Origin of the sequence: Streptosporangium sp. NPDC000563, assembly GCF_040299985.1 — a bacterium.
Classification (GTDB): domain Bacteria; phylum Actinomycetota; class Actinomycetes; order Streptosporangiales; family Streptosporangiaceae; genus Streptosporangium.
On the sequence record NZ_JBEPDA010000018.1, the window covers coordinates 92,919 to 105,401 of the forward strand.

Sequence of the window (12,483 nt, forward strand, 5' to 3'; positions counted from 1 at the left end):
CGTACGTGTGAGGACGCGCCTGTCGAAGCGATCACCGTCGGCCGGTTCCCGTGGATCCGGCGGCGTTGACACCCCTGTCACGTCGTCCTAGTTTGAGCAGGCTCAGACGACTGATCACGAAATCGAAGGGGAGCGGTGGATGGCCGTCATCGATGCCCACCAGCACTTCTGGAATCTGGAGACGGGCTCCTACCCCTGGCTGACGCCGGAGGCGGGGCCGCTCTACCGCACCTTCGCCCCCGAGGAACTCGTCCCGCAGCTCGCCGCCGCCGGTGTGCGGCGGACCGTGCTGGTCCAGGCCGCCGACACCTACGCCGACACCGACGCGATGCTGGCGCAGGCGGACGCCCACGACTTCATCGCCGCCGTGGTGGGGTGGGTGCCGCTGAACCGGCCGGACGAGGCGGCGGAGGCGCTGGAGCGTTACGGCAGGCATCCGAGGTTCGCCGGGGTGAGGCACCTCATCCACGACGACCCCGACCCCGACTGGGTCGTCCAGGACACGGTGATCGAGAGCCTGGGCCTGCTCGCCGCGGCGGGGCTGCCGTTCGACGTGGTCGCCGTGCTGCCCAGGCACCTGGAGCACGTGCCGTTCCTCGCCGAGCGCGTCCCCGGGCTGCGGCTGGTCATCGACCACCTGTCCAAGCCGCCGATCAGGGAGAAGGGGTGGGAGCCGTGGGCGTCGCTGATCGCCCGCGCCGCCGAGCACCCCAACGTGTACGGCAAGGTGTCCGGTCTCAACACCGCCGCCGATCCGGAGACCTGGACCGCCGAGGACCTCCGCCCCTACGTCGACCACGCGCTTGAGGTGTTCGGCCCCGAGCGGCTGATGTTCGGCAGCGACTGGCCGGTGGCCGTCCTCGCGGGCGACTACGCCAAGGTCTGGCAGGAGACCGGCGTGCTGCTCTCGGGGCTCGACGAGGCCGCCAGGCAGGCGATCCTCGGCGGTACCGCGGCGCGCTTCTACGGCATCGAGCCCTGATCGGCCCTCGCTCTTTCCTGACCCCCTTCTGCCCGCTTCGCGCCCCTCCCGGCCCTTTTCTGACGGGGGATCCGGCGGGGCCGAGAGCGCGGGTTGACGCGCGCCCTCGGACTCAGGCCGACGCGCGCAGGAAGCCGATGCTCGCCGCGAGGCCGCGAACGTCGACACCGAGGCCGCGCAGGATGGAGACGGAGGCGTTCGAGCCGTCGGCCAGCAGGCCCTTCAGTAGTTCCTCGCCGCCCACCTCGGAGTCGGTGCCTCGGGTGTGCAGGGCGACCTCGACGACCTTCCGTGCCCTGGCCGTGAGGAGCAGGTCACCGGCCGGGCCGCTGAGTGTCACGTTCAGCGGGCGGAGCCTGGAGCGCGTCAGCCGCCACGCCAGGGGATCCTCTCTCCGGGGCGGGAGGCGCCGCCTGACCTCGTCCAGGTCGACGCCGATGGCGGCGAGCAGCGCGCGGTCGCCCGCCAGGCCCCTCGCGGTCTCACGGTTCCGGATCTCCGCCCCGACCGTCTCGGGGGTGACCGTGAGACCCGTCACCGGCCAGGACTTGGCCAGAGCGAGCAGGAACATGTCCTCGTCGAGCGTGGTGCGGCCGTGGTCGAGCGCCAGTAGTCCGGCGCGGACCGTGGTCCGCCGGGCCTCGGGGGTGAATCTCGCGAACATCGTCAGCTCCCGCCCTCGGTGATTCGGTGTGCGTGCTTGCGGTGTGCCGTCTGCCGCCTGACGCCGAGCGCGGCGGCGATGACCTCCCAGGAGGAACCCTGGTTCCTGGCCTCGATGACGTGCGCGGCCTCAAGCTCCTCCAGAAGCCTGCGCAGCGCCGCCACGGCCGCCAGTGCCACCACCGGATCCTTGCCGTCGACGGCCTCGGCGAACTCGTTCAACGATCCCATGCTGTCAGCATAAGCTGACATATTCGTTGTTGTCAGCATTTGCTGACAACATTCTGGAGCCTCGCCGCGTTCCGGCAGCGGACGCGCTAGCGTGCGAGGGTGGACAAGATCTTCACCGTTGAGGAGGCGCGGGCGCTCATGCCCGTGCTGCTGGAGCGGGCCGCCGCGTTCGTGGCGATGCGGGGGGAGTTGGCGGAGCTCGCGCACGAGCTCCGCAGCACCGGGACGTCGCAGGCCGGTGGCCTGGCGGAGGCGAAGGCATTCGAGGCCAGGCTGGAGGAGATCCTCGGCTGGTTCGAGGAGCGGGGTATCGAGGTCAAGGGCGTCGCGCCCCTGCTGGTCGACTTCCCCTCGGTGCTCGACGGGGTGCGGGTGCGGCTGTGCTGGCTGGAAGGGGACCGCGAGCTGGTGTGGTACCACCGAGAAGAACTCGGCTTCGCCGGTCGCAGACCCCTTCCCTGACCACGTTCCCCGGAGGGTCGGGGGTCTGACTACTCGACCACCAGGTTGACCGGGATGTTGCCCCGGGTGGCGTTGGAGTAGGGGCAGACCTGGTGGGCGGCCTCCACGAGGGCGGTGCCGGCCTCCCCGTGCAACTCGTCGGGCAGCTCGACGCGCAGCGTCACGGCGAGCGCGAAGCCCTCACCCTCGGGGACGAGGCCCACCTCGGCGGTCACCGAGGCCTCGGACACGTCGGCCTTCCGCCTCCTGCCGATCAGCTGGAGCGCGCTGGCGAAGCAGGCGGCGTATCCGGCCGCGAACAACTGCTCGGGATTGGTGCCCTCGCCGGAACCGCCCAGCTCCTTCGGTGGTGCGAGGGTCACGTCGAGGCGCTTGTCGGACGAGACCGCCCGTCCCTCTCTGCCGTTGGCGGTGGCGATGGCCGTGTAGATCGTACTCATCGTGATCCCTTCTCGGTTTCGGACAACTTAATTGTGCACAATTAAGTTGATAACAGTCAAGGTCGGTATAATCGAGACGTGAAGATCACCGTCGAGAATCTGGTCTGCTTCGACGTGCACGCCGCCTCTCGCGCCCTGGACGCCGTCTACCGCAGGGTGCTGGGCGAGCTCGGCCTGACCTACCCGCAGTACCTGGTCATGATGGTGCTCTGGGAGCGCGAGCCGGTGACGGTCAAGGAGCTCGGCGTGAGGCTGCGGCTCGACTCGGGCACCCTGTCCCCGCTGCTGAAGAGGCTGGAGGCGGCCGGCCTGGTGCGTCGCGAGCGCAGCACGGAGGACGAACGATCGGTGCTGGTGCGGCTCACCGACGAGGGTGGCAGGCTGGGGGAGCGGGCGTGCGACGTCCCCGCCCGGATCTTCGAGGCCGCCGGTCTCGCCCCCGTCGAGGTCCTGGACCTGCAGCGGACCCTGCGCCGTCTCGTCGCCTCCCTCGACGAGTCGGCGCGATGACCACGGCCGACGACGTACGCCGCGTCGCCCTGGCGCTGCCCAGGACCGAGGAGAGAATCGTCAGGGACCGGGTGACCTTCCGGGTGGGCCGGATCGTCTACGCCGCGATCTCGCCGGACGAGACCTCGATGGGTTTCGCCTTCCCCAAGGAGGAGCGGGCCGCGCTGGTGGCGGCCGAGCCGGAGAAGTTCCACATGCCCCGGCCCTCCGACGAGCGTTACCACTGGGTGCGGGTGTGGCTCGCGGCGATCGACGAAGCCGAGACGCGCGAGATCGTCGAGGAGGCGTGGCGGATGGTCGCCCCCAAAAGGCTCGCGGCCGCTCATCTCGGAGAGCCGGTGATCAGGAGGTTCCGCTGAGGTGGACCTCCCGGGCCAGCTTCGTCGTCTGGGCGGTGGAGCGCTGCCAGGTGCTTCCCGCGGGGTGGGCGGTCAGCAGGACCACGATCCAGCGCTCCTTGGGGCCGACGAGTCCCGTGGTGTGCAGGACCGGGCGCCCCAGGTCGGGGACCGGCCCTGAGCGGGCGGGGACGACCCGTGCGGTGACCATGGACTCGGTGGAGGTGGAGGTGGAGGTCGATGGGTGGGCGGCGGACGCGGGGGCCGCCGAGGCCGAAGGCAGGGGGGTGGGAGCGGTCGCCGGGCGACAGCGGACCGGGGGCGTGGAGCCGTACCCCGACCAGCCCTGTTTGACCGCCCACGGCCCGCGCACCGCGCGGGGGATGCCGAAGTACTGGTCGAAACCGTCGGAGCCGCACTGCCCCGACCTGCGCAGGTGGCCCAGGATCAGGCCGCCGACCTTGGGGTCGGCCTGGTCGAGCAGGTAGCGGTAGGTCGTGGCGACGTCCATCGCGCTGAGTGAGGTGTAGCCCCAGAAGCCGGGCTTGTCGGCCGGCGGGGGAGCGGTGTCGGTGAGCCGCAGCTTGCGCGCCATCCGCTGGACGATCTTTCCCTGGCCGCCCCGGGTCCAGAAGGACGTCGCGGCGCCGTCGTCGCTCACTCGCAGCATGGCCTTCAGCAGCGCGAGGTCCCGCTCGGGAACGCTCTTGCGCGACTCCAGGTAGTCGATCGCGATGAGGATCTTCACCACCGACGCCGATCGGAATCTCCGGTGCGCGTTGCGGTACTCGGTCACCTTCGCCGTCTGCCGGTCGAAGACCACGTACCCGGCCGTCACCCCCGGTGGGATGTTCGGCTTGCCGGGGGCGGTGGCCGAGGCCGGAGCGGTGGTGGCGATGAGCGGGAGGGCCATCGCGAGAGCTGCCAGAAAACGCGTCACGGGACAAATGCCTACCAGATCCCGATGCCGACGTCAGGAAGACGTCAGCGATGGGCCGACTCCCGAGATATAACCAACTAAACATGTAGAGATTAAGGGGTTTGGTGTTATTGTCGTCGTATGTCGGCAGTTCCCCTGCATCTCGCCGTCGCATTCGACGGCGCCGGATGGCACCCCGCGGCCTGGCGTGACCCCGCCGCCTCCCCGAAAGCCCTGTTCACCGCCGCCTACTGGGCCGCCCTGGTGGCCGAGGCCGAGCACGGCCTCCTCGACTTCGTCACCATCGAGGACTCCTTCGCCCTGCAGACCACGCTCCTGGACGGGCACGACGGCCGCACCGACCAGGTGCGCGGGCGTCTCGACGCCGCCCTCGTCGCCTCCAGGATCGCCCCGCTGACGAGCAGGATCGGGCTGGTGCCCACGGTCACCACCACGCACACCGAGCCCTTCCACGTCGCGAGCTCCATCGCCACCCTCGACTACGTCAGCTCCGGGCGGGCCGGATGGCGCGCACAGATCTCCGGGCGCCACACCGAGGCCGCCCACTTCGGCCGCCGGGAGGTTCCCGTGCTGACGCGGGAGAGCCTCGGCGACATCGACAGGGCACCTCTGGTGCGGGAACTGTTCGGTGACGCCGCCGACGCCGTCGAGGTGGTGCGACGCCTCTGGGACAGCTGGGAGGACGACGCGGTCATCCGCGACGTGGCCACCGGCCGGTTCGTCGACCGCGACAGACTCCACTACGTCGACTTCGAGGGCGAGCACTTCACCGTGAAGGGGCCCTCCATCGTGCCGCGACCGCCCCAGGGGCAGCCGCTCGTCACCGCGCTGGCACACTCCCGGCTGCCGTACGAGTTCGCCGCGCGCGGCGCCGACGTCGTCCACGTCACGCCGCACGACACCGAGCAGGCGCGGGCCGTCGTGGCGCAGGTGCGCGAGATCGCGGAAGAGGTGCGCGACCCGGACGCCGAGAGACTGAAGATCTTCGCGGACCTCGTCGTGTTCCTGGGAGAGGACGGGAACGACGCCCGCGAGCGCGGGGCCCGGCTCGACGAACTCGACGGTGCCGCCTACACCTCCGACGCCGCGATCTTCACGGGCACGCCCGGCGAGCTCGCCGACCTCCTGCTGGAATGGCGCGCGGCCGGCCTGGAGGGTTTCAGGCTACGGCCCGCCGTGCTGCCGACCGACCTGAACGCGATCACGCGTGGCCTGGTGCCCGAGCTCCAGAAACGCGGCGCCTTCCGCCGCGCGTACGAGGCCGACACCCTCCGCGGCCATCTCCACCTGCCCCGACCCGCCGGCCGCTACGCAGGGAGCCGACGATGAAGCAGATCATCCTCGCCGCCCACTTCCCGGGCGTGAACAACCACACGGTCTGGAGCGATCCCGCCTCGGGCAGCCAGATCGACTTCGCCTCGTTCACCCACCTGGCGCGGACCGCCGAGCGCGGCAAGTTCGACTTCTTCTTCCTCGCCGACGGGCAGCGGCTCCGCGAACAGCGCGGGAAGATCCACGATCTCGACGTGGTCGGCCGCCCCGACTCGCTCACCGTGCTCTCCGGTCTGGCCGCGGTCACCGACCACCTCGGCCTGGCCGGAACGATCAACGCCACCTTCAACGAGCCGTACGAGCTCGCCCGCAAGCTCGCCACCCTCGACCACCTGTCCGGAGGCAGGGCCGGGTGGAACGTCGTCACCTCCTCCGACGCCTTCACCGGGGAGAACTTCCGCCGGGGCGGCTTCCTGGAGTACGCGCGGCGCTACGAGCGAGCCGAGGAGTTCGTGCGGACCGTCAACGAACTCTGGGACTCCTGGGCGGCCGACGACCTCTTCGCCGACCCGGCGGCCGGCACGTTCGCCAGGCCGGACGCGGGGGAGTTCGCCCACCGGGGCACCCACTTCGACATCGGCGGCCACTTCACCGTGCCGCGCAGCCCGCAGGGCCGTCCGCTGACCATCCAGGCGGGCGACTCCGAAGGCGGCAGGGCCTTCGCGGCGGCCACCGCCGACGCGATCTTCTCCCGGCACAGCAGGCTCCAGGAGGGACAGGCGTTCTACCGGGACGTCAAGTCGAGGCTGGCCGCGCACGGCCGGTCGCCCGACTCCCTGAAGATCCTCCCCGGTGCCACCTTCGCGCTCGGCGACACCGACGCCGAGGCGCAGGAGAACGCCGACCACATCCGCCGCCAGCAGGTGAGCCCGCAGACCGCGATCCTGCTGCTGGAGCAACTGTGGAACCGTGACCTGTCGGCCTACGACCCCGAGGGGCCGCTGCCCGAGATCGACCCCGACGTCTCCGAGGACTCGATCATCAAGGGCCGGACCCGGTTGTCCCGCGACCCGCTCAAGACGGCGGCGGAGTGGCGGGCCCTGGCCGAGTCCAAGAAGCTCGGCATCCGCGACCTGATCATCGAGGTGACCGGCAGGCAGTCCTTCATCGGCTCGCCCTCGCGCGTCGCCGAGGAGATCAACGAGTTCGTGCAGAACGACGCCTCCGACGGGTTCATCCTGGTGCCGCACCTCACCCCCGGCGGCCTGGACGCCTTCGTCGACACGGTCGTCCCCCTGCTGCAGGAGCGCGGGGTCTTCCGCGCCGAGTACGAGACCACCACGCTGCGCGGTCACCTGGGCCTGGAGAACGAACGATGAAATTTCTGGCGATCACCTTGATTGTCCATGGCCCCGACCCCATCACCGGTGAGCTCAAGTCGACCAACGCGCGCCTGCGCGAGGTCGTCGAGAACGCCGTGCTGGCCGAGGAGCTCGGGTTCGACGGTTTCGGCGTCGGAGAGCGGCACGAGCGCCCGTTCATCTCCTCGTCCCCGCCGGTCGTGCTCAGCCACATCGCGGCCAGGACGTCGACGATCAGGCTGTTCACCGCGGTCACCACGCTGAGCCTGCTGGACCCGGTACGGGCCTACGAGGACTACGCCACCCTCGACCACCTCTCCGACGGCCGCCTGGAACTCATCATCGGCAAGGGCAACGGCGCAGCGCAGGCCCAGCTGTTCCACGTGACCGGCGAGGACCAGTGGGAGCGCAACCGGGAGGGCTACGAGTTGTTCCGCCGCCTGTGGCGGGAGGACAGGGTCACCTGGTCGGGGAGGTTCCGGCCGTCCCTGACCGACGCGGAGACCTGGCCGCGCCCGCTGCAGCGCCCCGTCCGCGTCTGGCACGGCAGCGCCACCAGCAAGGAGTCGGTGGAGCTCGCCGCCCTGTACGGCGACCCGCTCTTCTCCGCCAACGTCAGCAACCCGGTCGAGCCGTACGCCGAGCTGGTCCGCCACTACCGGGAACGCTGGGAGTTCCACGGTCACGACCCCGCCGACGCCCTGGTGGGCGCGGGCACCGCGGGCTACTACGCGACCAGGAGGTCCCAGGACGCGATCGAGACCTATCGGCCGATCTTCAACGCGAGGCTGGAGCTGTTCAAAAAGGTCGGGGTGGACCCGGTCTTCCATACCCTGGAGGACGCGATCGAGCGCAGTTCGATCCTGGTCGGCAGCCCGCAGCAGATCATCGACAAGGTCCACCGCTACCACGAGCGGCTCGGGCACGAGGTCATGCACCTGCACGCCGACGCGGACGGCCTCACCGACAAGCAGCACCGGACGGCCCTGGAACTCTTCCAGAGCGACATCGCCCCCGTGCTGCGCGCGGAGATCCCCAGCAGGCCGTTTCCCCGTCAGGAGGGCTCCGAGCCGGGGAGTCCGGGTTCCGGAGGTCCGGGCTCCGGGAGTCCGGGCACGGAGAGCTCTCGACGCGAGAGCCCGGTCTCCGAAGCTCCCCGCCCCGGGAACTCACAGCGTGAGGAGGTGCGGTCATGACCTCCCTGTCGATCCTCGACCTCGCTCCCATCCCCTCCGGTGGCACCGCCGGCGAGGCGCTGCGCAACACCCTGGACCTGGCTCGGCGGGCCGAGGAGTTCGGCTACCTCCGCTACTGGGTGGCCGAGCACCACCTCGCGCCCGGTGTCGCCAGTGCCGCCCCCGCCGTGCTCATCGGCCTGGTGGCCGCCGCGACCAGCACGATCAGGGTCGGCTCGGGAGCCGTCCAGGTCGGTCACCAGACCGCGCTGTCGGTGGTCGAGCAGTTCGGTCTCGTCGACGCGCTCTACCCGGGCCGTATCGACCTCGGCCTGGGCCGGTCGGGTCAGCGCGGGGCCGAACTTCGCGCGAGCGTCGAGCTCTCGGAATCGGAGAGGACCCCGCCTCCGCCGACGCCCGCCAGGATCGTGGACGGGCTGCTCATCCCCGAGCCCTTCTCCTTCACGGCGCTCGTGAAGTCGCCGCTGTTCTCGCTGTACGGCGCGTTGCTGCAGCAGCCGGGTGCGCGAAGCCCCGACTTCGCCGACCAGGTCGACGAGATCGCGGCTCTGCTGGCCGGGACCTATCGTTCCCCCGAGGGGGTGGCCGCGCACGCCGTGCCGGGCGAGGGCGCGGACCTGAGCCTGTGGATCCTGGGCAGCAGCGGCGGGCAGAGCGCCCAGGTGGCGGGGGAGCGGGGACTGCCGTTCGCGGCGAACTACCACGTCAGCCCGTCCGGGGTGCTGGACGCCGCTCAGGCGTATCGGGAGGCGTTCAAGCCCTCGGAGGTGCTCGGCGAGCCCTACCTGATCGTCTCGGCCGACGTGGTCGTGGCGGAGGACGACGAGACGGCGAGGGAGCTCGCCTCCCCGTACGGGCTCTGGGTCCGCAGCATCCGCACCGGCGCCGGGGCGATCCCGTTCCCGACTCCGGCCGAGGCCGCCGCCCACGAGTGGACGCGGGAGGACCTCGCGCTGGTCGCCGACCGGCTCGCCACCCAGTTCGTCGGCTCCCCGCGGACCGTCGCGGAGAAGCTGCGCGTGCTGCGCGACGTCACCGGCGCCGACGAGTTGCTCATCACCACCATGACCCACGACCACGCCGACCGGGTCCGCTCTTATGAGTTGCTCGCCGCGGAATGGGAGGGAGGCGTCGTCACAGGCTGAGCCCGCGTCGTCCACGTCCTCCCCGGCACCCGGCGGTCACCGCCGGGTGCCGGAGCTTTTCCGGTCCGTACTCCAGGAAACCGGTCCGCACTCCGGGAAAGACGACCGGCTGAGCGGTCTTGGGAATCGCGTCCGGCCCGCCGGGACGGCGGGCCGGACGCGATCTCAGGCGCGCTTGGCGATGGCGGTGATGAAGGGCTGGACGAGCCGCGCGGCGAGCGGGCCGAACGCGGCGAGGATGAGAACGTACGTGGCGGCGAGCGGTCCCAGGTCGGGATGGACCCCGGCGGCCACCGCGAGTCCGGCGATCACGATGTTGAACTCACCCCGGGGGATGAGCGCGATACCGGCCCGCGCCTGCCCGGCGTTGGCGATGCCCGCCCGGCGGGCGGCGTAGGCGCCGGTGAGCAGTTTCGTGATCATGCTGATCAGGGCGAGCAACGCGGCGAGCCCGGCGACCGGCAGGATCTTGGTCGGGTCGGTCTGCAGGCCGAAGAAGACGAAGAACACCGCGGCGAACAGGTCGCGGAGCGGGGTGAGCAGCGCCTGCGCGTCCTCGGCCAGTTCACCCGAGAGCGCGATCCCGACAAGGAAGGCGCCGACCGCGGCCGAGACCTGCAGTTGCTGCGCCACTCCGGCGACCAGCAGCGCGAGGCCGACGACCTTCAGCAGCAGCACCTCGGAGTTGGGGCTGGAGACGAAGGCCTCGATGAACCTGCCGTAGCGGAGCGCGACCAGCAGCACGACGCTCACCGTGGCGAGCGCGATCGCCACGGTGATAGCGCCACCGGCGAAGCTCACCCCGGCCAGCACCGCGGTGAGGATCGGCAGATAGATGGCCATCGTCAGGTCTTCGAAGACCAGCAGCGACAGCACCACCGGTGTCTCGCGGTTACCGATCCACCCCAGGTCGGACAGCACCTTCGCGGTGATGCCCGAGGAGGTCGCGTACGTGACGCCGGCCATGGCGATGGCGGCCACCGGCCCCCAGCCGAGCAGCAGCGCGGCGATCGCGCCCGGAGCCGCGTTGAGCACCAGGTCGACGACGCCCGCTCGCGCGTTGCCCTTCAGGCTCGTCACGAGCTCGTCGGCGTTGTACTCCAGGCCGAGGGTGAGCAACAGCAGGATCACGCCGAGCTCGGCACCGACCGCGATGAACTCCTCGCTGGTGGCCAGCGGCAGGATGCCGCCGGTGCCGAAGGCGAGGCCCGCGATGAGATAGAGGGGGATGGGGGATATGCCTGCTTTTAGGGCTAGTGCTCCGAGGATGCCGAGCCCGAGAAGGACAGCGCCGAGCTCAAGGAAAAGGATCGCTGTGTGCACCCGGCGTCCTACCCGCCGGAAAGGATATCGGAGACGGCGGAGGTGCTCTCCGGGCTGCCCACCACGACCACCACGTCGCCCCGGGACAGCATGAAGTCGGGAGCGGGGCTGGCGAAGACCTGACCTTCGCGCACCACGGCCACGATGGAGGCGCCGGTGCGGGTGCGTACGCGCGCGTCACCCATCGGCCGGCCCGCGTACGGGGAGGCGGGCGGGATCGGCAGCTGCATGCTGACCAGACCCTCGACCTCGCGGTGCAGATCGTTGAGGCGCTGCACGATGCGCGGGGCGCCGAGCAACTCGGCGAGCGCGTCGGCCTCCTCGTCGTTCAGCTTGATGGTCTCGCACGCGCGATCAGGATCGTCGGGGTCGTATATCACCAGGTCACGGCGGCCGGTGCGGTGAGTGACGATCCCGATGCGCCTGCCTGAGCGCGTGGTGAACTCGTGTCGCAGTCCTATCCCAGGCAGTGCCGTCTGCTCGACCTCCACCGTGCCAGCTCCTCCGCGTGCGCATGCGTTCTTCCTTTACGGAAAACCTACCAATCCGGGGGCCCTCGACATACCAGTGGCTTCGGGCCGGTGACGCACCGGCGGCAATAACCTGTATTACCGATTGACTTTGTGGGTTATTTGCCGGACGATGGGCGGGAACCCAGCCCCCAGCCGTGAGTGAGGTCTTCCGTGTCCGCTCCCGCCGTCGACGCGGGGATACGACAACGGGCCGTGCGAACACGGTCACGCGTCCCCCTTCTCTCCGCCACCGCCTGGCAGCGTCTCGCCAGCCCTCTGGTCATCGTCGTCGTCTGGCAGGTCGCCAGCACCGCCGGACTCCTAGAGGAACGGCTCCTCGCCTCACCCGCCAAGATCCTCACCACCGCCGCCGGGCTCGTCCAGGAAGGGGTCCTGCCCGAGGCGATCGCCGTCTCGCTCCAGCGGGCCGCGATCGGCTTCACCCTCGGCGCGGTCGCCGGAGTCGGCCTCGCCCTGGTCGCCGGGCTCAGCCGCGTCGGTGAGAACGCCGTCGACCCGCCGCTGCAGATGCTGCGAGCGCTTCCGCTTTTCGGCCTGATCCCGCTGTTCATCCTGTGGTTCGGCATCGGGGAGACCCCCAAGGTGGCCCTGGTCGCCCTCGGTGTGCTCTTCCCGCTCTACCTCAACACCTTCTCCGGGATCCGCGGCGTCGACGGCAAACTCGCCGAGGTGGCCCGGGTGCTGCGGCTGAGCCGTACCGAGACGATCGCCCACATCGTCCTGCCGGGCGCGCTCGCCCAGACGCTCGTCGGCCTGCGGCAGAGCCTGGGCGTGGCCTGGCTGGCGCTGATCGTGGCCGAGCAGATCAACGCGGACGCCGGACTGGGATACATGATCAACAACGCCCGGGAGTTCCTGCGCACCGACGTGGTCGTCGTCGGTCTGATCGTCTACGCGGTCCTCGGCCTGCTGACGGACGCGCTGGTGCGCCTGCTGGAGAGGAGGGCCCTGTCATGGCGGCAGAATTTCCTGTCACGCTGACCTCGTCCCGTACGGAGACGCCTTCGCGCACCGATTCCCGGCCGCCGGCGAGGACGCCTTCGCGGACCGAGCCGCAGACCTTCGTGAAAGCGTCGTCCCGCACCGA

Annotated in this window: 15 protein-coding genes; 9 read left to right on the forward strand and 6 right to left on the reverse strand. The window is 70.4% G+C overall.

The genetic code is table 11. The features are described from left to right. Positions 1 to 139: 139 nt before the first annotated feature. Positions 140 to 982, forward strand: a complete 843-nt coding sequence (locus ABT352_RS30285) for an amidohydrolase family protein (protein ID WP_350948373.1) — start codon at positions 140 to 142, stop codon at positions 980 to 982. Positions 983 to 1,094: 112 nt separating this feature from the next. Here the strand turns inward: ABT352_RS30285 and ABT352_RS30290 are convergent, their stop codons facing one another. Together ABT352_RS30290 and ABT352_RS30295 are read right to left on the reverse strand one after the other, a co-directional pair. Continuing rightward, on the reverse strand, positions 1,095 to 1,646 hold the full coding sequence (locus ABT352_RS30290; RefSeq protein ID WP_350948374.1) for a Clp protease N-terminal domain-containing protein: 552 nt from the start codon (positions 1,644 to 1,646) through the stop codon (positions 1,095 to 1,097). Between the two features lie 2 nt (positions 1,647 to 1,648). Then, on the reverse strand, positions 1,649 to 1,876 hold the full coding sequence (locus ABT352_RS30295; RefSeq protein WP_350948375.1) for a helix-turn-helix domain-containing protein: 228 nt from the start codon (positions 1,874 to 1,876) through the stop codon (positions 1,649 to 1,651). A gap of 99 nt (positions 1,877 to 1,975) precedes the next feature. Between ABT352_RS30295 and ABT352_RS30300 the strand changes: the two genes are divergently transcribed. Further along, a complete protein-coding gene (locus ABT352_RS30300) occupies positions 1,976 to 2,338 on the forward strand; it encodes a DUF2203 domain-containing protein (RefSeq protein ID WP_350948376.1) in 363 nt (120 codons plus the stop codon). Between the two features lie 29 nt (positions 2,339 to 2,367). On the opposite strand, the gene ABT352_RS30305 is transcribed toward ABT352_RS30300, so the two are convergent. Next, the gene (locus ABT352_RS30305) at positions 2,368 to 2,778 is read right to left on the reverse strand and encodes an organic hydroperoxide resistance protein (protein WP_350948377.1); all 411 of its coding nucleotides are present in this window, start codon (positions 2,776 to 2,778) and stop codon (positions 2,368 to 2,370) included. 78 nt (positions 2,779 to 2,856) lie between these two features. Here ABT352_RS30305 and ABT352_RS30310 point away from each other — a divergent pair, with 78 nt between their 5' ends. Beyond that, positions 2,857 to 3,288 (forward strand): MarR family winged helix-turn-helix transcriptional regulator, encoded by a 432-nt coding sequence (locus tag ABT352_RS30310; protein ID WP_350948378.1) that lies wholly within the window; start codon positions 2,857 to 2,859, stop codon positions 3,286 to 3,288. After that, positions 3,285 to 3,647, forward strand: coding sequence for an MmcQ/YjbR family DNA-binding protein (locus ABT352_RS30315; protein WP_350948379.1), 363 nt, complete (start codon positions 3,285 to 3,287; stop codon positions 3,645 to 3,647). The genes ABT352_RS30310 and ABT352_RS30315 overlap by 4 nt, the downstream gene beginning before the upstream one ends. Here ABT352_RS30315 and ABT352_RS30320 read toward each other — a convergent pair. After that, positions 3,631 to 4,566, reverse strand: coding sequence for a D-alanyl-D-alanine carboxypeptidase family protein (locus tag ABT352_RS30320; RefSeq protein WP_350948380.1), 936 nt, complete (start codon positions 4,564 to 4,566; stop codon positions 3,631 to 3,633). The two genes, ABT352_RS30315 and ABT352_RS30320, sit on opposite strands and share 17 nt — an antisense overlap. Before the next feature lie 120 nt (positions 4,567 to 4,686). Between ABT352_RS30320 and ABT352_RS30325 the strand changes: the two genes are divergently transcribed. Genes ABT352_RS30325 through ABT352_RS30340 form a run of 4 tightly spaced genes read left to right on the forward strand, consistent with a single transcriptional unit; the run spans position 4,687 to position 9,540 of the window. After that, complete coding sequence (locus ABT352_RS30325; protein ID WP_350948381.1) at positions 4,687 to 5,895, forward strand: LLM class flavin-dependent oxidoreductase; 1,209 nt, start codon at positions 4,687 to 4,689, stop codon at positions 5,893 to 5,895. Beyond that, positions 5,892 to 7,217, forward strand: coding sequence for an NtaA/DmoA family FMN-dependent monooxygenase (locus tag ABT352_RS30330; RefSeq protein WP_350948382.1), 1,326 nt, complete (start codon positions 5,892 to 5,894; stop codon positions 7,215 to 7,217). The genes ABT352_RS30325 and ABT352_RS30330 overlap by 4 nt, the downstream gene beginning before the upstream one ends. Continuing rightward, positions 7,214 to 8,395, forward strand: a complete 1,182-nt coding sequence (locus tag ABT352_RS30335) for an LLM class flavin-dependent oxidoreductase (RefSeq protein ID WP_350948383.1) — start codon at positions 7,214 to 7,216, stop codon at positions 8,393 to 8,395. Before ABT352_RS30330 ends, ABT352_RS30335 begins: the two co-directional genes overlap by 4 nt. After that, the gene (locus ABT352_RS30340; RefSeq protein WP_350948384.1) at positions 8,392 to 9,540 is read left to right on the forward strand and encodes an LLM class flavin-dependent oxidoreductase; all 1,149 of its coding nucleotides are present in this window, start codon (positions 8,392 to 8,394) and stop codon (positions 9,538 to 9,540) included. The genes ABT352_RS30335 and ABT352_RS30340 overlap by 4 nt, the downstream gene beginning before the upstream one ends. A gap of 165 nt (positions 9,541 to 9,705) precedes the next feature. Here the strand turns inward: ABT352_RS30340 and ABT352_RS30345 are convergent, their stop codons facing one another. Together ABT352_RS30345 and ABT352_RS30350 are read right to left on the reverse strand one after the other, a co-directional pair. Beyond that, a complete protein-coding gene (locus ABT352_RS30345) occupies positions 9,706 to 10,863 on the reverse strand; it encodes a cation:proton antiporter (RefSeq protein WP_350948385.1) in 1,158 nt (385 codons plus the stop codon). A gap of 8 nt (positions 10,864 to 10,871) precedes the next feature. Further along, on the reverse strand, positions 10,872 to 11,354 hold the full coding sequence (locus tag ABT352_RS30350) for a cation:proton antiporter regulatory subunit (RefSeq protein ID WP_350948386.1): 483 nt from the start codon (positions 11,352 to 11,354) through the stop codon (positions 10,872 to 10,874). A gap of 234 nt (positions 11,355 to 11,588) precedes the next feature. Here ABT352_RS30350 and ABT352_RS30355 point away from each other — a divergent pair, with 234 nt between their 5' ends. Next, complete coding sequence (locus tag ABT352_RS30355; protein WP_350948387.1) at positions 11,589 to 12,377, forward strand: ABC transporter permease; 789 nt, start codon at positions 11,589 to 11,591, stop codon at positions 12,375 to 12,377. Positions 12,378 to 12,483 lie beyond the last annotated feature (106 nt).

Bases quoted from the DNA above. Each gene is read 5' to 3' on its own strand.
- ABT352_RS30315 (WP_350948379.1), top strand. From the start codon at position 3,285: ATGACCACGGCCGACGACGTACGCCGCGTCGCCCTGGCGCTGCCCAGG.
- ABT352_RS30305 (WP_350948377.1), bottom strand. From the start codon at position 2,778: ATGAGTACGATCTACACGGCCATCGCCACCGCCAACGGCAGAGAGGGA.
- ABT352_RS30340 (WP_350948384.1), top strand. From the start codon at position 8,392: ATGACCTCCCTGTCGATCCTCGACCTCGCTCCCATCCCCTCCGGTGGC.
- ABT352_RS30325 (WP_350948381.1), top strand. From the start codon at position 4,687: ATGTCGGCAGTTCCCCTGCATCTCGCCGTCGCATTCGACGGCGCCGGA.
- ABT352_RS30285 (WP_350948373.1), top strand. From the start codon at position 140: ATGGCCGTCATCGATGCCCACCAGCACTTCTGGAATCTGGAGACGGGC.
- ABT352_RS30335 (WP_350948383.1), top strand. From the start codon at position 7,214: ATGAAATTTCTGGCGATCACCTTGATTGTCCATGGCCCCGACCCCATC.
- ABT352_RS30295 (WP_350948375.1), bottom strand. From the start codon at position 1,876: ATGGGATCGTTGAACGAGTTCGCCGAGGCCGTCGACGGCAAGGATCCG.
- ABT352_RS30290 (WP_350948374.1), bottom strand. From the start codon at position 1,646: ATGTTCGCGAGATTCACCCCCGAGGCCCGGCGGACCACGGTCCGCGCC.
- ABT352_RS30330 (WP_350948382.1), top strand. From the start codon at position 5,892: ATGAAGCAGATCATCCTCGCCGCCCACTTCCCGGGCGTGAACAACCAC.